Raw genomic sequence first — 18,370 nt, 5'->3', positions numbered from 1 at the left:
CATGAAAGTTGCTATTTACCAAATGGATATTATTCCAGGCAACCCCGAAGAAAATCAGAAGAAGGTTAAATATTGGATTGAACAAATGGTCAATCATGAAAAAAAGCCAGATGTGATCGTGCTTCCTGAAATGTGGACGACAGCATATACATTGTCAACATTAGATCAAGTGTCAGAGGATGAACGGAAACAAACGACAAGCTTCTTAAGTGAGCTTGCAAGTACGTATCATATTAACGTTATTGGCGGCTCTATAGCTACAAAAGAAGCCGGTAAAATATATAATCGTGCATTGATCTTTAATCGCTTAGGCGAACAAATCTATCACTACGATAAAATCCATCTCGTACCGATGCTAAATGAACATCTGTACTTAGCGGGAGGACAGAAAAAGGCTCAAACATTTGAGCTTGATGGAGTAAAGGTTGGTGTTGTGATCTGTTATGACCTTCGCTTCCCTGAGTTAGCTCGTTCTTTAGCATTAGCTGGAGCCCAAGTATTATTTATTTTAGCTGAATGGCCAGAAGCGCGTCAAAGTCACTGGACTATATTACAACAAGCAAGAGCGATTGAAAATCAAATGTATGTTGTATCAGCAAATCGGATCGGTACGTATGATGGTGTTGAGTTTTGTGGACGCTCGCTTATCATCAATCCGTGGGGAAACATCATCGCAGAAGGAACAAAAGAGGAAGAAGAAACGATTGGTGCAGATTTACAATTACAGGACGTAGAAGAAGTACGAAATAATGTTCCAGTGTTTAATAGTAGAGTGCCTAAGTTATATTGAAAACCTATTTTTAAAATGAGGTCTGTGCATTTCAATTAGGTGCAGGCCCTTTTTTTTGAACAGTTTGTGAAACAGTGAGCAAAATTATAGACGTAAAGTGGTTTATAGTTTAATATATGAATTGTGAAATAGTTCACAAACAAAACATTTAAAACTTGTCGCGACCAGGTAAAATGTAAACTAACTGCGTATAGGAGGAATCAATTATGTTTGGTCAATTTCTTCGTAATCATTCAATTTCTGCGGGAATACTTCTATTCTTACGTGTATATTTAGGATGGGCATGGTTAACTGCAGGTTGGGGGAAAATCACTGGCGGCTTTAATGCGGGAGGTTTTCTCCAAGGTTCAGTCGCTAATCCTGTCATAAAAGGTGAAGCTCTTTTATATCCGAATTACGTAGCATTTTTAGAAAAGTTTGCAATACCGCATGCCGACATATTTAGTGTGATGGTAGCTTGGGGAGAATTTCTAGTAGGCTTGGGACTTATTCTTGGTGTTTTAACAAGTGCGGCTGCATTCTTTGGCGTTATGATGAATTTCGCTTTTATGTTTGCAGGAACTATTTCAACTAATCCGTGGATGGTTCTTATCTCAATGTTTATTTTAGTAGCTGGTGCCAATGCAGGTCGTTATGGTGGAGACCGTTGGGTGCTACCGTATTTACGATAACGATTTTTGAAAAAATCAAATGATGAAATGTTTGACGGTCAGAAGAAAGCCATCGGTGCTGCTTAACGACAATTAATCTTGACTCTCGCTTACCCCTCATAAAATAATAATAATAATTGAAGCTGCTTCAATTGTGTGTGCACTTCTCAACCTTCAGCTATCTAACGAATAAGGTTCAAGTGTAAGCACATAAAAGGCAGCTTTTTTTATGGATTTCCTAACAACTGGAAAATATAATAGTACCCACTCTTGAATAATTCATGCTATAGTTATAGTAAATTATTTCGACAGACGAAATGGTGGATTGTATGGAAAGAATATCAGATAAATGGATGGTTGTTATCGCTGTACTAATTGGGACGTTTACGTTGATTTTAAATAACAGCATGCTGAATCCTGCTGTACCACAGCTTATGAATGTGTTTGATACTGATGCGGTTTCAACTGGCTGGGTCATTACAATTTTTATGGTAACGATGGGAATGACCATGCCTGTTACGGGTTATTTAGGTGATAAGTGGGGGAAGAAGCGCTTATATATTATCGGACTTAGTATTTTTGTTTTAGGATCGATCCTTGGATCATTTTCATGGAATTTATCATCGCTTATTTTCTTTAGAGGACTACAAGGTGTTGGTGGGGGCATTATGATGCCTTTATCGATGGCGCTTATTTTTGCTAATTTTCCTAAAAAGGAAAGAGGGCTTGCAACGGGGATATATGGTGTTGCTGCCATGATGGCTCCGACGATCGGGCCAACTGTTGGTGGAATTATTATTGAAACAGGGAGCTGGCATTATTTATTTTTATGTAATATACCTTTTGGATTATTAGGGATTTGGTTTGCAGCAAAGTATTTAAAAGAAACCGAACTGGATCAGTCGATTACGTTTGATCGTTTGGGGTTTATAACAGTAACACTTGGCGTAGGTCTTATTCTTTTTGCTCTAGGTCGAACATCTAGTCTTGAACACTTATCGTACGTATCCAATATCGTGTTTATCGTTATTGGTTTGATCAGTTTAGCTTTTTTTATCATAATAGAAAAAAGACAAAAATTTCCGTTACTTGATTTATCGATATTTAAAATTACTCCGTACTCTTTCAGTGTATGGATTTCAGGAGTGACTTCGATTGGATTATTTGGCGGGATTTTTCTTGTGCCATTACTTTTACACAACGTCTATGGCTATAATGCCATTACGACTGGTCTAGTGTTCTTGCCTGCAGCATTATTAACCGGTATTTTTATGACGATTGGTGGTCGTATCCTTGATAAAAAAGGGGTAACAGGTGTTGTCACTTCTGGGTTAATAATATCAGCGGTTAGTACTTTCTTTTTAGGTATACTTACAATGGAAACGTCTTTGGCTTTTATCATTATCCTTATGGCGATTAGAGGAATTGGCTTTGGATTATCAAGTATGCCAGCAACTACAGCGGGTATGAATGCCATACCTGAACAAATTGTTTCGCGCGGGGTAGCGATGAATAATGTTTTAAGGCAAATCAGTTCTGCATTAGGGATCGTCTTTATTTCAATTTATTATGAAGTTAGAAAAGCACAATTATTTGTAATGGAAGGTACGGTGGAAGCAGCGAATTTACAAGCGATTAACGAAGGGTTTATCATATTGGCTGTGTTAACTGCTATTACAGTACCAGTTGGCTACTTCCTCGGAAAAACATCGAAAGAAATGCCTTCTCAAGAGAGAAATGTGTCATAATTCAATAAAAAAGAGCACCCCTTACTTAGTAAAAGGAAAAGTTATAAGAGTAGTGATTTTTTTATGAGGAGGGAGGAACCACAAAAATAGAGATTCCTCATAACGTAGCAGGACGAATAAATTTTGAAATCAAGCCATGGTTTGGAGACAAAACAAAGCTAACTAAGAAGACTAATCCGGTTGCAAATGCCATCGAACCAGAGATAGACATATCGACCCAAGCCGCTATAAAATAGCCGGTGACAGCTGAAATAACTCCAAATGAACTACTTAGAATCAGCATAACAGCTAGTTTATCGGTCCAAAGGTAAGCAGAAGCAGCGGGGGTAATAAGCATTGCAACAACCATAATGGCACCCACTGCGTCAAACGAAGCAACGGTAGTGATGGAAACTAGGCTCATAAAGACATAATGCATCAAGGTCACCGGTATTCCTAAACTTGCAGCTAAGGCAGGGTCAAATGAAGTGATTTTCCATTCTTTGTAAAATACAATAATGAATAAGGCAACAACGACTAACACGAGTGCTAATATTATGGTTGTTTTTGGAATAGTCCCTATGAAAGGGAGTGTCATCGTATTAAAAGGAATAAAGGTGATTTCACCCATTAAAGCATGTTTGACGTCTAAGTGTGCATTTTCTGCAGACGTTGCGATTAAAATGACACCGATAGCAAACAACGTTGTAAAGACAATCCCCATCGATGCATGGAGTTCAATATCGAGGGAGTGAAGCCACTGCACAAGAAAAGCAGTAAGCAAGCCCGCTAATATCGCCCCGATTAGCATATGTGGTCCACTTAGCTCACGTGTGATAAGAAACGCGATTACTATTCCTAAAAGAACGGTATGACTGATCGCATCAGACATCATCGCCATTTTTCGAAGGATTAAGAACACACCAATGAGACCACAGGATAGCCCTACTAAAGAAGCGGTCAAAATAATCCATCCTGTATAAGCCATTTACTCCACTCCTTTTTTATGAATACGAGTGTTTAGTTGCACTATATTCACTTGTTTTTGATACTTTTTAAATTGTAAATAGTTAATAAGAATTCCTTTTTCTTTCCCGAAAATAAGCGATATAACAAAAAAGAAGAAGGCGACAACGACAATAAATGGACCTGTAGGCCATCCTTTTCCTAATGCACTGAGCGCTGTTCCGACAGCTCCCGCTATTCCGCCAAAAAAAGCCGAAAGTACGAGCATCCATTTAAAAGCTTGTGTCCAGTACCGTGCACTAACGGAAGGAATGATGAGCAAGGCAGCAATTAAAATGACACCAACAGCCTGAATTCCAATGACAATCGTTGTAACAAGAACAGTTGTATAAAGTACATTCATCCATGTAAGGGACAACCCTAATCCTTTTGCAAATGAAGGATCAAAAAGGTATAGTTTCCATTCTTTAAATCCAATAATGATGACTAAAATGACGAACAAAGCTAGGAATAGCATCGTATTCACATCAGATCGAACCATCGCTGCTGCCTGGCCGAAAATAAAACTGTCCAGACCGCTTTGATTTCCGCCTGCCGTTCGATTGACGACCGTTAAAAGCATAATGCCAAGTCCAAAGAAAACAGATAGTATCATGCCCATTGCGGTATCTTCTGTAATTCTAGTAGAGGTTTGAATCCATTGGATAAAAAAAGCTCCAATTAATGCACTAATGGCAGCACCTATAATCAAGATGAACAAGTTTTTTTCTCCAGTAAGAAGGAATGCTATCACGACCCCTGGTAAGGCAGCATGAGCCAATGCATCGCTCATCAAACTTTGTTTGCGCCAATAGGTGATACATCCAATGGCCCCAGCTGCAATGCCAAGGATTGTCGTGCTAAGTAAAACCCATTGCGTATTACTGCTCAAGAGTATGGACCACATGGCTTTGCTCCTCCCTTAGTAAACGCATATTTCCACCATAGGTCGTGGTAATATTTTCTTTTGTAAAGACTTGTTTTGTTTTGCCATGCTCGATGACGGTCCTATTTAATAAAAGAACATGGTCAAAATAATCCTCAACTGTTAGTAAATCATGATGGACGACCATTACTGTTTTTCCTAATGCTTTTAGTTCTTTCAAAATAGTCATAATTGCCCGTTCTGTTGCAGCATCGACTCCGGCTAGCGGTTCATCCATGAAGTACAAGTCAGCATTTTGGACTAAGGCACGTGCTAAAAAGACACGTTGCTGCTGCCCTCCGGATAGTTGACTAATTTGCCGATTCGCATAAGCGGCCATTCCCATTTTCTCAAGAGCTTCATAGGCCTTTTCCTTATGAAAACGTGAAGGCCATTTTAGCCACCCAATTTTTCCATATAGCCCCATTGTGACAACGTCTAATGCATCGGTTGGAAAGTCCCAATCAACCGAACCGCGTTGTGGGACATATCCAATTCTTTTTTTAACTTTTTTAAGTGGTAATCCAAAGTAGGTTACAGATCCTGATAAACAAGGGTGAAGGTTTAGCATTGTTTTTAAAAGAGTTGATTTCCCTGCTCCGTTTGGACCGACGATTCCTGTTAAAGAACCCGCTGTCACTTTTAAGTTTACATCGTGTAGGACTGGGTTTTTTCGATAGGAAGCAGCTAAATTCTTAACCTGCAGGGCCGTTTTTTCCACCTTATTCCACTCCTTTACTTAAAGCATTGTAGATTGTTTCTACATTGTGGCGATACATGCCGATATAAGTTCCTTCATCTGTTCCTGCTTCTCCCATGGCATCAGAGAAAAGTTCTCCTCCTAGCTCCACCGTGACACCGTCGCTAGCTGCTCCTTCAATGACTGATTTAATTGTTCGATCATCGATGCTCGATTCTACAAAAATAGCAGGAATCTTATATTCTTTAATAATCGAAATCGTTTCATTGATGTCGGATACGCCAATTTCATCTTCAGTACTTAATCCTTGAAGCCCGACGACTTCCATTGAAAACTTATTTCCAAAATAACCGAAAGCATCATGTGCGGTGACAATGATTCTTTGCTTTTCTGGAATATTTGCTAATTTTTCAGTTGCCTCAGCATTTATTTCATCTAATTCCGCAAAGTAGGCCTGTTTATTTTCTTCAAAGTACTCTGCGTCGCTCGGAGAATATTCTTTTAATTCCTCAACCGCAGAGGCTAATGCTAGTTTCCAAAGGTCAATATCAAACCAAACGTGGGGATCAACGACTCCGAGTTCTTCTTCTAATAATTCATCTTTTGGTAGAGTTTCTCCGATAGCAAGAACAGGCTTTGATTCAGCAATTGAATCAAAAATTTCAACCATATTTGCTTCCAAATTAAGGCCGTTATAAAAGATTAGATCAGCGCCTTCAATGGTTGCGATATCTCCCTGAGTTGGGTTATAGAGATGCGGATCTACGGATGGTCCCATTAAACTTTCAACTTCGATACGGTCGCCTCCAATTACGGATAAGGGTTCTGCTATTTGGGCGATGGTTGTGACAACATCAATGGTTCCATTTTCACCTTCTTCAGTACTGGTGGTTGCCCCATTGCTACAACCTACTCCTACTAATAACGCACAAGTGACAAATACCCCATAAATAAAACTTTTTTTCTTAAACATGTTTTCTCCCTCCAACTTTCTATAGTGTGATGTAAATAAGTGTCTCATTCCTGCAGCATTTAATTTAGTGAATCAAATAAACTTTGACACAAGAGAAGAACAATAATTTAATTTCCTTAGGACAACTATATTTACGTAGGTAATAAAAGTTTCCTTAAGGAAACAATAATTGATAAGGTGATAATTGTCAATTGTTTTCAGTCAGATTTTTTTGAATTGTGAACTTAAGTACAGGTCTAAGAAAAGCGCAAGGTGTCTGCTTATCGGCGACAAGCGCTGGAGGACCAGCAATTAGTGTCCTGACTTTTGGACACGTTTGTTGGACCGAAGCGACCTCGAGCCGATGACACCTGCAGCTAGACAAGAAAAGCGCAAGCGCCCGTTTAGCGGTGTATGGACTGGAGCCCACCGTATGAGATAAAGGAAACACGGCGAGTGCTAACGAGGCGATGATGACTTATCGTAAGGAGGAGGAGCGAAGTCCACTAGACGCTGGATAGGCGGTTATTAAGCTACATGAGTACGTTAGTTGAAGTTTTACATTTGGTTGTTGTAGAAAATCAAGTATTTGGAATACAAAAATAGGATAGGTGAGCAAATGGTATTATTACTCTCCTATCCTTCTTTTTACTTCATTTAGTTGCTTTTAATTTAATTTGTAAGCGAGTGCTTTTTAGATATGTTGCTTCATAGTTAACTTACAAGTTATAAGTAGAATCCGTCTTCATACTGGGCTTATCCTTATCTCCTACTTTTAAAAATAAGTAGGCAAAAATGTTAATGATAGCAGCGGTAAAAAACAGGCTATTATTTCCGAATACATCCATCATCGAACCGAGCATAAATGGGGCAATGATCGCTGAAGACATTGAAAATAAATAATACAGTCCAGTATATAATCCAATTTGAGACTTTCCGCCTAAATCACTAACTAATGCATAGGCTTGAACATTAATACAAGCCCATGCTATACCAGACAAGAAAAGGACAATTCGTAGTAGCAATAGTCCTTCTAAAAAAGGAATGACGGCAAAAAGGAACGGTAAAAAAATGAGTCCGACAAGCATTAACTTCCTTTTGCCGAAGCGAGTCCCGAGTAAGCCTGCAGGGATAGCAAATAGAACAAAAGATAAACTAAAAAAACCGAGTGTTACACCTGCTTCGCCACCAGTTAACCCCAGATTTTCAGTTGCCCAGATGGAGAAAAGGGCTTCCACACCTGTGTAACCTATGAAGTAAAGAAAAATGGCAAAGAAGATAAAGAGCTTGCCACGATTTTCTTTTAAGAATAAATTTTTAATGCCGTTTTTTAAGATCATAATAGCTTGTGTTTCTTCCTGATCATTGGATGTACGCTCTACATAAGGGGGGTTACGATCAATTACAAAGTATAGTAGTAAAAAGGCTGCAGATAATATTAGGCCACCAATGACAAATGGATAGGTTCTGCTTACGTCAAATAAAGGAGCTAGAGCAAATAAGGCAATAATCGCACCTACACCACCCATAAAATTAATGACGCCATTAGCAGTAGAACGATTAGTAGGAGGAGTATGATCTGGCATAAGTGAGATAACAGGTGCCCTGTAGATGGTCATAGCGATTAGAAAAACAATATCAATAGCTAAAAGAATAAGAAGTCCAATCCCAGATACAAATGGTAATAACGCAAAGGTAATCGCAGCTAAAGGCATTCCGATGGCGATAAATGGAAGCCGTTGTCCTAGCGGTGATTTTATCCGATCAGACCACGCTCCAATAACTGGTATTAATAATACAGCAAGTAAATTGTCCATCCCCATAATGGCTCCTCGAATAGAGCTACTTTCGATGTAGTCCCCGAGAATGAGCGGCATAAACGTGTTATATATCGTCCATACAAGAGTTAATGCCAAAAAGCCAATCCCAATGGTAGCAACCTTCCCGTAAGAAAATGTTCTCTGCATAAGTGGTCTCCCTACTATAGATAATTGATATATCTATACAACATATTCACACTCGGGTAATCATTTTCCTCTTGATTAACACTTTTTTTACAATCGTTTTACAAACTTCCTTAATCAGGATTGTTCATATAAAAGAGACTGACACCTCTGTAAAAGGATCAGCCTCTTATTTTTACGAACATAACACTTAATTAATCGTTTAATTAACACGTATGTTCTGTATTATTTTGACTTTTTTATATATTTTCTCATCTGGAAAAAGCGATAAGCCATCATAAAATCGACGGCTGCTAAACCGATAAAAAGAAAGGTCCAAAAATTCCACCCTGAAACTTGGACATGTTGAATGGCTAAGTAGGTGAACATGCCACCAATTAACGCATAAACTAACGCCATGAACGTGGGAGACGTTCTCATACTAAAAATCCTCCAATAAATGATTGTATTTGCTCAAGCTGTTGCCGTAATTCATCTAAACGCTCACCATATACGACGTGAACGAGAACTGCTAATGTATTCATAGCTACATGGGCGATGATGGGTACGAGAATTCGTTTTGTTTTTACATAGAGAAAGGCAAAAACAAATGCAAGGGCAGTATAAACTAATAGATAGTCTAAATCGGTGTGAACAACTGCAAAGATTAATGAACTTATGAGTGCAGCGATAATAAAGTTAAATTTCTTATATAAAGATCCAAAAATCACTTTTCTAAATATTATCTCCTCAAGAATAGGTCCTATCACTGCCATGACAATGATAAACACTGGAAAAATTCGTGCATATTCGGATATTCGTTCGGTATTTTCAGAACCTGGCTCCACCCCTAATAAAAATACCGAAATGTAAATGGAGATGTACTGTGCAACAAATGCAATGATGACCCCAAGAACAGACCATAAAGCAGCATCCGTTTTGGAAGAACGATCACGCACTTGATGACGAATACGTATGTCTGGTAACAGCAATAACACAATAATTAATAACGCAATAGAGAAACTAACCGTACTCCAGATTCCTGGAATTTTTTCTAAAGGGACATCAAAAAGTTTGAGTAACGGAACACCGATAAAAGCAGAGAGATGCATGGCGATATATGTAATTAATACCCACCAATAGCGTTTAGACACAATATAATTCCCCTTTGTAATAGATGTAATGTTTTTATTCACACGAACGTATTTTTCATTTTACCATATTTTTTAAAAAAACAAGAAGGAATGGAGATTATCAATCAAGAAGAAAGTTTGGCGCATTTTACTAAGGCTGTTCACGTTTTGCTTGAATGATCTTAAAGGCGATAAAGATAAAGATTACGAAGTTAGTTTTCACGAAAGAAAAGAAACTTTAATGAACTGGTTTATAAAATCATTGATTTGGATATTCTATTGAAGGCTTTGAACACGCACTAATATAAGGTGTATTAATATTTTTTTAAAAAATTCATTTAAAATACTTGCAAAAAAAAATGTGAATGATTATTATAATAATTGGAATTAGCACTCAACTACATCGAGTGCTAACAAAAACTCCTCGCCCAAACTTTTACATATACAGAGGAGAAACCATAATATTTTAAGGAGGTTGTTTTCCTTGTTAAAGCCATTAGGTGATCGTGTTGTAATTGAGTTAGTTGAGACAGAAGAAAAAACTGCAAGTGGTATCGTTCTTCCAGATTCTGCGAAGGAAAAACCGCAAGAAGGAAAGATTGTAGCAGTTGGTACAGGTCGCGTACTTGAAAATGGTGAGCGTGTTGCTCTTGAAGTGAAGGAAGGCGACACAGTTATTTTCTCTAAATACGCAGGAACTGAAGTGAAGTATGAAAGTAAAGAGTACTTAGTTTTACGTGAAAGCGACATTTTAGCGATTATCAGTTAATTAAAATTAATTAAAAACGAACGATTCACATATTGATAAAACTTTAGGAGGTTGAAACGATGGCAAAAGATATTAAATTCAGTGAAGACGCTCGTCGCTCTATGTTACGCGGAGTAGATGCATTAGCAAATGCTGTAAAAGTAACGTTAGGACCAAAAGGACGTAACGTTGTTCTTGAAAAGAAATTTGGATCTCCATTAATTACAAATGATGGGGTAACAATTGCAAAAGAAATTGAACTAGAAGATGCATTTGAAAACATGGGTGCAAAATTAGTTGCTGAAGTAGCTAGCAAAACAAACGACATTGCTGGTGACGGTACGACAACTGCAACTGTTCTTGCTCAAGCGATGATCCGCGAAGGGTTAAAGAACGTAACATCTGGTGCTAACCCAATGGTTATCCGTAAAGGAATTGAAAAAGCAACTAAAGTTGCTGTTGAAGAGCTTCAAAACATCGCAAAACCAATCGAAGGTAAAGAGTCAATCGCTCAAGTAGCGGCAATTTCTTCTGCTGACGATGAAGTTGGTAAGATTATTGCTGAAGCTATGGAGCGCGTTGGTAACGATGGTGTTATCACAATTGAAGAGTCAAAAGGATTTACAACTGAGCTTGAAGTTGTAGAAGGTATGCAGTTTGACCGTGGCTATGCTTCTCCTTACATGGTAACAGATTCAGATAAAATGGAAGCTGTTCTAGAAAACCCTTATGTTCTTATCACAGATAAGAAGATTGCAAGCATCCAAGAAGTGCTGCCTGTTCTTGAGCAAGTTGTACAACAAGGTCGTCCGATCTTAATCATTGCAGAGGATGTAGAAGGCGAAGCTTTAGCAACATTAGTTGTAAACAAACTTCGTGGTACATTTAACGCAGTAGCTGTTAAAGCTCCTGGCTTTGGTGATCGTCGTAAAGCAATGCTAGAAGATATCGCGATCCTAACAGGTGGAGAAGTGATTACAGAAGATTTAGGTTTAGATCTTAAATCTGCTGACATCTCTCAACTTGGACGCGCTGCAAAAGTAGTTGTAACAAAAGAAACAACTACAATCGTAGAAGGTGCTGGCGAGACAGCCAAAATTGCTGCTCGTGTAAACCAAATTAAAGCACAAGTAGAAGAAACAACTTCTGATTTTGATAAAGAGAAATTACAAGAGCGCCTTGCGAAGCTTGCTGGCGGTGTAGCTGTTCTTAAAGTTGGTGCTGCTACTGAAACAGAAATGAAAGAGCGTAAACTTCGTATTGAAGATGCCCTTAACTCAACTCGTGCTGCAGTTGAAGAAGGTATCGTAGCTGGTGGTGGTACTGCACTAATGAACGTATACAAAGCAGTAGCTGCTGTTCAAGCTGATGGTGACGAGCAAACGGGTGTTAACATCGTACTTCGTGCATTAGAAGAGCCAGTTCGTCAAATTGCACACAACGCTGGACTAGAAGGTTCTGTTGTTGTTGAGCGATTAAAAGGCGAAGCTGTAGGTATCGGTTTCAATGCTGCAACTGGCGAGTGGGTAAACATGGTTGAAGCGGGTATCGTTGACCCTGCCAAAGTTACACGTTCTGCTCTTCAAAACGCAGCATCTGTATCAGCTATGTTCTTAACAACGGAAGCTGTTATCGCTGACCAACCAGATGAAAATGGCGGCGGAATGCCTGACATGAGCGGCATGGGCGGCATGGGTGGAATGGGCGGCATGATGTGATCTGCACCTCAAACCCCTGGTATATAAGGGTTTATGTATAATTTGATAACAAAATGCTAACATTAGTTATATAAAAGAGGCTTCTCATTAGTTGATTAAACTTTTGAGAAGCCTTTTTCATTTTTGTTATGGACGGGCTTTATTAAAGTCATTTAAATGTACAACTTTTGATTGTTTTCAATAAGTTCAGTTTTCTCTAAAAGAACAGACTATGGAGTAACTCTTGTATTAATTTAAAAATTCTTGTTATTAACTCCATATCCATTTAAGTTTGGTTAGTATAAAAATGGAATAGAAATAAGTTATAACATATTTATTTTTAATCCGTTATTTTATAAAAACTATAATTTATTGAATATTTTAAATTTAAAAATATGATAAAGTATAATTAAAAGGAAAAATAGTTTTATTCATTAACATTTTAGGTCTAAATATAGGTGAAAAAAGTGCGCAAAAAAGTTAAAAATGTTTCATTACAGACAAAAATCTTAGGAATTGTAGTATGTTTAATTTTAACTATCATAATCGCTTTAGTCTGGAAATTCCTTTATCTTGATACTCAACGAGTATATGAAAGTAAATCAGCGATTAGTCTCCAAACAGCAAAAACGGTATCCTTTATGCCTTCAGTAAAAGAAGCGATGGGATCTGCTTATCCTCCATTGGAATTACAACCACTTACTGAAACGATACGAAATCAGGCAGATGCCAAATTTGTTATTATTACTGATCGTAACGGTAAGATTTTAACTCATCCCGATCCAAAGGAAATTTATCAATTCATACCAATTGATGATAGTTACAAAGCTGTTGTTTTTGGAGGATACTACACAATTAAATCAAGAGAATTAGTTGGACCAGCATTAGTTGGTAAAGCGCCAATTTTTAATGAGATTGGTCAGGTTATCGGTGTTGTAAATGTTGGATATTTAATAGAGGATATTTATTTTGATATTTTAAAAGGAATTAAACCCGTTGTCCATTTTGCAATTGTGATAGTAATTATGGGCGTTATTGTAAGTATCTTTTTAGCTAGGAATATTCGAAATGATACATTGGGATTAGAGCCGCGCCAAATTGCATCTTTATATCGAGATAGAAATGCCACTTTATCTTCAATTAATGAAGGGATTATTTCAGTTGATTATCAAGCTCACATTACACTTATAAATACGGCTGCAAAACGTATTCTTAACTTAAAAGATAATCTAATTGATGAACCTTTTAATAGTGTAATTCCTAATATTAATATAGAAAAAGTTCTTAAAATGGAAAAAGATATTGTGAACAAAGAATTATTCTTAGAAGACAAGGTAATTATTTTAAATGTTTCTCCAATTGTAGAAGGAAAAAAAGTATTTGGAGCAGTAGCTACTTTTAGAGATAAAACAGAAATTCAAGAGATGGTTAATACTCTATCTGAGGTTAGAAAATATTCTGAAGATCTTCGTGCACAGGCACATGAATTCACAAATAAACTTTACGCGGTTTCTGGTTTGATCCAGCTCGGATATCAAGAGGATGCAATAAAGATGATTCAGAAAGAAACTGAAGATAATGAAAATAGTAATCGCATTGTTTTCGACCAAATTAATGATCCAAAGGTACAGGCAATCCTATTAGGTAAAATTGGGAAGGCTTCCGAAAAAAAGATTCAATTTACAATTGATGAAAATAGTTCATTAGGTTTGCTTCCAGACCATATTGATACTATTCAATTATCAATTATTATTGGTAACTTAATAGATAACGCCTTTGAAGAAGTCATGAAGAAAGAAGATAAAAAAGTAAGCTTTTTCTCAGTAGATCTTAGTGACGATATTATTATTGAGGTAACAGATAGTGGTAATGGGATTCCGGATGAAAAGGTTGATCTAATCTTTAAACAGGGATTTTCTACTAAGACCGGTAAGAATCGTGGTTATGGACTTGCTAATGCTGAGCGAGTTGTAAAAGAATTGAATGGAACAATTGTAATGAGATGTGAAAATCCAGGTACTACATTTACTATCTATATCCCGAAAAATTTAATACGAGAGGGGCAATTTAAGAATGATTAAAGTTTTCATTACAGAAGATGACTCTCGAGTTTCATTCATACATGAAAATTTTGTTAAGAACATCGAAGGAGTTCAAATTGTAGGACAAGCCGTCAATGCTGAAGAAACTTTAAGAAAGTTAAAGGAAGTAGAAGTAGACTTACTCTTATTAGATATTTATTTGCCTGATATGCTTGGTACTGAATTGATGTTAGAATTACGAAAGAATGAACTCAAACATATAAATGTAATTATGATTACAGCTGCAAAGCATGTTGATTTTCTAGAGGAAAGCTTAAATAACGGTATATTTAGTTATTTAATAAAACCTGTAACTATTGAAAAGTTTACAGAGGTTATTGAATCCTATAAAAAACATTATAAGCTTCTAAAGTCGAGGGAATTTATTGATCAGGAATTTATCGACCATCTGTTAAAAAGTAACACAAATTTATCGTCGAATGTGAAGTCAAGCGAAGGAAATTTACCGAAGGGCGTTTCGCCAATTACTTTAGAAAAAGTAATTAAGATTATTGAACAATTTAAAACAGGGTTTACAACAGAAGAAATTGGTTATGAAATGGGGGCTTCAAGAACAACAGCACGGCGTTATTTAGAGTATCTCGTATCAATTGGAAAAGTTCGTGCTGAATTGGAGTACGGGATTGTTGGTAGACCTGAGCGAATATATTACGGAAAATAATTAGAAGGTTCAGAAGGGGCAATTCCTTCTGAACCTTTTTATCTAAATAACCTTTCAGGTTGATAAAACAATTTGGTTAGAGTTCTGTTTTAATTTTGAACACAATGAACAAAAAGATGCATTTAAAATTTTTAATTTTTTTAAAAATTAAAACGCTTACATTTTTGGAGATAAGATTTATTATTGGGTTGTGGAAAAATTCACACAAAACAAAAAAGTGAAGGGGGACAACAAAATGAAAAAGTTATTTTCTTTAATCGTAATCTTGTCGTTACTTTTCGTAGTAGCAGCATGTTCTTCTCAACAAGAATCTTCAAGTAACGGAGGGGGTAGTAACGAATCTGAAAAAAGTAGTGAAAAAGCATCTTTCCCTACTGATAATATTGAAATCGTTGCACCTGCATCTCCAGGTGGTGGCTGGGATGGTACAGCCCGTGCAATACAAAAGATTTTAAAAGATGAGAACATTATTACTGAAAATATGAACGTAGTAAACAAGCCAGGTGGTGGTGGAGAAGTTGGATGGCAATATCTAAGCAAACAGGACGCACATCATTTAGCAATCAACTCAAGCTTAGTATTAACTAATAACCTTTTAGGAAAGAGTAAATTAACTTATAACGATTTTACTCCAATTGCAATTCTTACATCAGAGTGGATTGGTACAGTAGTACCTAAAGATTCCCAGTTTGAAACTGGTGCTGAGATTATGGAAGCTTTAAAAGCGGATCCTACTTCTTTAAAAATTGGTTTAGCACCCGCGCTTGGAAATAATGACCACTTATCATTTGTTCAAGCTGCTAAAACTTACGGCGTAGATGTTACAAAGCTTAACTTCATGATTTATGAGAGTGGTGGAGATATTGTAACTGCACTATTAGGAGGACATATCGATTTTGCAACAACTGGTGTATCTGAAGTAGTAGAACAACATCAATCTGGAAACTTAAAAATCGTTGCTGTGACTTCTGAAGAAAGAATGGAAGAAATACCAGACGTTGCAACATGGACTGAGCAAGGTGTTGATATGGTATTCCCTCACTGGAGAGGTATTATGGGGCCACCAAACATGGCTGAAGGAGAAATTGCATACTGGGATGAAAAAATCAGTGCTATGGTAGAAACTGATGCTTGGAAAACCCTGCTAAAAAATAATGGATGGTCATCATATTACAAAAGCAGTAGTGAAACGGTGGAATTTTTAAATCAACAAAATCAAAATTACGATACTTTACTTAGTGAGTCAGGATTGATTGAATAATTGATTAAAGAATGGGTCCTGGATTATGGGATCCATTCATGATTATATTTTATATTTATCAAAACATAGAAGGGAGAGAAAGATGATGGTAAGACTTATCATGCCAATCTTTTTCTTTATCATCGGAGTAGGCTTTTTAATTGGCTCTTTAAATTTACCAAAAGCAAAACTTGGGGATCCAAACGGGCCTTTATACTTTCCGATACTTATCTGTATTTTATTAACAATTTTAAGTCTCGTTTATTTTTTCCAAGAGTGGAAGGTCCGTAGGAAAGAAATTGAGGAAGTAAAACTTCTTGTTCAAGGCCGTACTCCAAAACTTATTATCTCTACAGTTATTTTAATTCTTATTTATACATTTTTATTTGAAAGAATAGGTTTTCTTTTTTCAACGGTAATTTTTCTCGGTGGACTTTTATTTGCTGTTAATGGGAAAAAAAGATGGCTACAGAATATTCTTGTCTCAGTTTTATTTTCATTTATTTCATGGTATATGTTCGCAAAATTACTTCAAGTCAGTCTACCATAGCAAGGGAGGTTTAAAATTATGGGCGTTGATTTTCAAAATGTAATTGATGGATTAATGGTTGCGATACAGCCAATAAACTTACTGTGGCTTTTGGTTGGAGGATTTTTAGGTACGGTTGTAGGGATGCTTCCAGGTCTTGGACCAGCGACAGCTGTTGCTATCCTAATTCCAATAACCTTTGGAATGGATCCAACAAGTGCCTTAGTACTAATGGCAGCTATCTACTATGGGGCGATGTATGGTGGATCACGAAGCTCTATTCTATTAAATACACCAGGGGATGGATCAGCTATTGCAGCTACCTTTGATGGTTATCCAATGGCCAAAAAAGGTCAGGCTGGTCAAGCCTTAGCAATGTCTGCAATCGCATCTTTATTTGGTGGTGTGGTTGCAATAATAGGGTTTGTTATTTTGGCAAAGCCTTTAGCAAGCTTTGCTTTAAAATTCGGACCTGCAGAATATTTTCTACTAATGGTTTTTACATTATCCGCCATTGTCTCGCTTTCAAAAGGGGCAATGGTAAAAGGGTTTATTGCGATGTCCGTTGGATTGCTTATTAGCACCTTTGGTATCGATTTACAAACTGGGGTGCACCGGTTTACGTTTGATATCGCACATTTAAGTGAAGGAATTGATTTTTTAATTATCATTATTGGGCTTTATGCAGTTGCAGAAGTACTTCATAATTACTTAACAATTGACAAGCCACCTGGTGAAAAAAAAGATGTAGGGAAAATTTGGATTACAAAAGATCAGTGGAAAAGATCTAAATGGCCAATTTTTCGCAGTGCCCCTCTAGGTTTTCTAATAGGAGTTTTACCCGGTGCTGGTGGTTCCATTGCTTCAATGTTAAGTTACACAACCGAGAAACAGCTTTCAAAAAAACCTGATGAGTTTGGTAAAGGTGCGGTTGAAGGTGTGGCTGCACCAGAGTCTGCAAATAATGCCGCTGCTGTTGGTTCATTTATTCCACTATTAACAATGGGGATACCAGGTTCAGGAACAACCGCTGTTATTCTAGGTGCGGTCGTTATGTTAGGTCTTCGTCCAGGTCCAATGCTATTCCAAAGCAATCCGGATATGGTTTGGACTTTTATTAACAGCATGTTTATTGGGAATATCTTTTTGGTTATCATAAACATCTTACTTGTTGGCTTACTTGTTAGAATACTAGATACACCACCAAAAGTGCTATATCCTATTATTCTTGTACTAGCATTTATTGGTACCTATACATTAAGTTATAGTGCAATTGATTTCTTTATTTTACTTATTTTTGGATTCATTGGGTTAGCAATGAAGATGCTAAAATTTCCAATTGCACCATTAATACTAGCTATCATTGTAGGGTCTGATATGGAACAAAACTTTAGAAAAAGTCTTGTTGCAGCAGATAGTCCATTTAGCTTTATTACGGCCTCGCCAATAACAATTGCTTTAACAATATTAACAATTTTATCTCTCGCGTATCCATTCATTACTGGATGGCTACAAAGGCGAAAGTTAGCTAAAAATCATTCAGATACTAGTGAAAATATAGGTTAATT

At 37.0% G+C, this 18,370-nt stretch carries 17 protein-coding genes; 10 read left to right on the top strand and 7 right to left on the bottom strand.

Annotated elements, in window-relative coordinates:
- Position 1: 1 nt before the first annotated feature.
- From J0N78_RS21005 to J0N78_RS20995, 3 genes are all read left to right on the top strand, one after another.
- Positions 2-790, top strand: a complete 789-nt coding sequence (locus tag J0N78_RS21005; protein WP_209125092.1) for a carbon-nitrogen family hydrolase — start codon at positions 2-4, stop codon at positions 788-790.
- 206 nt (positions 791-996) lie between these two features.
- The gene (locus tag J0N78_RS21000; protein ID WP_209125091.1) at positions 997-1,461 is read left to right on the top strand and encodes a DoxX family protein; all 465 of its coding nucleotides are present in this window, start codon (positions 997-999) and stop codon (positions 1,459-1,461) included.
- A 308-nt stretch (positions 1,462-1,769) separates the two neighbouring features.
- Entirely contained in the window at positions 1,770-3,188 is a 1,419-nt protein-coding gene (locus tag J0N78_RS20995; protein WP_209125090.1) for an MDR family MFS transporter, read from the top strand.
- Positions 3,189-3,285: 97 nt separating this feature from the next.
- Here J0N78_RS20995 and J0N78_RS20990 read toward each other — a convergent pair whose 3' ends face one another.
- The 7 genes from J0N78_RS20990 to J0N78_RS20960 all read right to left on the bottom strand — a co-directional run bounded on the left by J0N78_RS20990 (position 3,286) and on the right by J0N78_RS20960 (position 9,846).
- The gene (locus J0N78_RS20990) at positions 3,286-4,155 is read right to left on the bottom strand and encodes a metal ABC transporter permease (RefSeq protein WP_209125089.1); all 870 of its coding nucleotides are present in this window, start codon (positions 4,153-4,155) and stop codon (positions 3,286-3,288) included.
- Positions 4,156-5,079, bottom strand: coding sequence for a metal ABC transporter permease (locus J0N78_RS20985; RefSeq protein ID WP_209125088.1), 924 nt, complete (start codon positions 5,077-5,079; stop codon positions 4,156-4,158).
- Entirely contained in the window at positions 5,054-5,818 is a 765-nt protein-coding gene (locus J0N78_RS20980; protein ID WP_209125087.1) for a metal ABC transporter ATP-binding protein, read from the bottom strand. Before J0N78_RS20980 ends, J0N78_RS20985 begins: the two co-directional genes overlap by 26 nt.
- Before the next feature lies 1 nt (position 5,819).
- Positions 5,820-6,770, bottom strand: a complete 951-nt coding sequence (locus J0N78_RS20975) for a metal ABC transporter solute-binding protein, Zn/Mn family (RefSeq protein ID WP_209125086.1) — start codon at positions 6,768-6,770, stop codon at positions 5,820-5,822.
- Positions 6,771-7,468: 698 nt separating this feature from the next.
- Complete coding sequence (locus J0N78_RS20970; RefSeq protein WP_209125085.1) at positions 7,469-8,716, bottom strand: MFS transporter; 1,248 nt, start codon at positions 8,714-8,716, stop codon at positions 7,469-7,471.
- 222 nt (positions 8,717-8,938) lie between these two features.
- Positions 8,939-9,133: a YdiK family protein gene (locus tag J0N78_RS20965; RefSeq protein ID WP_209125084.1), complete on the bottom strand. Its 195-nt coding sequence runs from the start codon at positions 9,131-9,133 to the stop codon at positions 8,939-8,941.
- The gene (locus tag J0N78_RS20960; RefSeq protein ID WP_209125083.1) at positions 9,130-9,846 is read right to left on the bottom strand and encodes a CPBP family intramembrane glutamic endopeptidase; all 717 of its coding nucleotides are present in this window, start codon (positions 9,844-9,846) and stop codon (positions 9,130-9,132) included. Before J0N78_RS20960 ends, J0N78_RS20965 begins: the two co-directional genes overlap by 4 nt.
- A 463-nt stretch (positions 9,847-10,309) precedes the next feature.
- Here J0N78_RS20960 and groES point away from each other — a divergent pair, with 463 nt between their 5' ends.
- The 7 genes from groES to J0N78_RS20925 all read left to right on the top strand — a co-directional run bounded on the left by groES (position 10,310) and on the right by J0N78_RS20925 (position 18,368).
- Entirely contained in the window at positions 10,310-10,594 is a 285-nt protein-coding gene (gene groES / locus J0N78_RS20955) for a co-chaperone GroES (protein ID WP_209125082.1), read from the top strand.
- A 59-nt stretch (positions 10,595-10,653) separates the two neighbouring features.
- On the top strand, positions 10,654-12,291 hold the full coding sequence (groL, locus tag J0N78_RS20950) for a chaperonin GroEL (RefSeq protein WP_209125081.1): 1,638 nt from the start codon (positions 10,654-10,656) through the stop codon (positions 12,289-12,291).
- 446 nt (positions 12,292-12,737) lie between these two features.
- Positions 12,738-14,351, top strand: coding sequence for an ATP-binding protein (locus J0N78_RS26425; protein ID WP_209125080.1), 1,614 nt, complete (start codon positions 12,738-12,740; stop codon positions 14,349-14,351).
- A complete protein-coding gene (locus J0N78_RS20940; RefSeq protein ID WP_209125079.1) occupies positions 14,344-15,033 on the top strand; it encodes a response regulator in 690 nt (229 codons plus the stop codon). The genes J0N78_RS26425 and J0N78_RS20940 overlap by 8 nt, the downstream gene beginning before the upstream one ends.
- Before the next feature lie 235 nt (positions 15,034-15,268).
- The gene (locus J0N78_RS20935; RefSeq protein ID WP_209125078.1) at positions 15,269-16,294 is read left to right on the top strand and encodes a tripartite tricarboxylate transporter substrate binding protein; all 1,026 of its coding nucleotides are present in this window, start codon (positions 15,269-15,271) and stop codon (positions 16,292-16,294) included.
- 85 nt (positions 16,295-16,379) lie between these two features.
- Entirely contained in the window at positions 16,380-16,823 is a 444-nt protein-coding gene (locus tag J0N78_RS20930) for a tripartite tricarboxylate transporter TctB family protein (RefSeq protein ID WP_209125077.1), read from the top strand.
- An 18-nt stretch (positions 16,824-16,841) separates the two neighbouring features.
- Positions 16,842-18,368 (top strand): tripartite tricarboxylate transporter permease, encoded by a 1,527-nt coding sequence (locus J0N78_RS20925; protein ID WP_209125076.1) that lies wholly within the window; start codon positions 16,842-16,844, stop codon positions 18,366-18,368.
- Positions 18,369-18,370 lie beyond the last annotated feature (2 nt).

It is taken from the genome of Alkalihalobacillus sp. BA299, from assembly GCF_017745675.1.
In the GTDB taxonomy this organism is placed as follows: domain Bacteria; phylum Bacillota; class Bacilli; order Bacillales; family Bacillaceae_F; genus Alkalihalobacterium.
This window is presented reverse-complemented; position numbering and strand designations above follow the sequence as displayed.

Bases quoted from the DNA above. Each gene is read 5' to 3' on its own strand.
- J0N78_RS20925 (WP_209125076.1), top strand. From the start codon at position 16,842: ATGGGCGTTGATTTTCAAAATGTAATTGATGGATTAATGGTTGCGATA.
- J0N78_RS20995 (WP_209125090.1), top strand. From the start codon at position 1,770: ATGGAAAGAATATCAGATAAATGGATGGTTGTTATCGCTGTACTAATT.
- J0N78_RS20985 (WP_209125088.1), bottom strand. From the start codon at position 5,079: ATGTGGTCCATACTCTTGAGCAGTAATACGCAATGGGTTTTACTTAGC.
- J0N78_RS21000 (WP_209125091.1), top strand. From the start codon at position 997: ATGTTTGGTCAATTTCTTCGTAATCATTCAATTTCTGCGGGAATACTT.
- J0N78_RS20975 (WP_209125086.1), bottom strand. From the start codon at position 6,770: ATGTTTAAGAAAAAAAGTTTTATTTATGGGGTATTTGTCACTTGTGCG.
- groL (WP_209125081.1), top strand. From the start codon at position 10,654: ATGGCAAAAGATATTAAATTCAGTGAAGACGCTCGTCGCTCTATGTTA.
- J0N78_RS21005 (WP_209125092.1), top strand. From the start codon at position 2: ATGAAAGTTGCTATTTACCAAATGGATATTATTCCAGGCAACCCCGAA.
- J0N78_RS20965 (WP_209125084.1), bottom strand. From the start codon at position 9,133: ATGAGAACGTCTCCCACGTTCATGGCGTTAGTTTATGCGTTAATTGGT.
- J0N78_RS20970 (WP_209125085.1), bottom strand. From the start codon at position 8,716: ATGCAGAGAACATTTTCTTACGGGAAGGTTGCTACCATTGGGATTGGC.
- J0N78_RS20990 (WP_209125089.1), bottom strand. From the start codon at position 4,155: ATGGCTTATACAGGATGGATTATTTTGACCGCTTCTTTAGTAGGGCTA.
- J0N78_RS20930 (WP_209125077.1), top strand. From the start codon at position 16,380: ATGGTAAGACTTATCATGCCAATCTTTTTCTTTATCATCGGAGTAGGC.
- J0N78_RS20940 (WP_209125079.1), top strand. From the start codon at position 14,344: ATGATTAAAGTTTTCATTACAGAAGATGACTCTCGAGTTTCATTCATA.
- J0N78_RS20935 (WP_209125078.1), top strand. From the start codon at position 15,269: ATGAAAAAGTTATTTTCTTTAATCGTAATCTTGTCGTTACTTTTCGTA.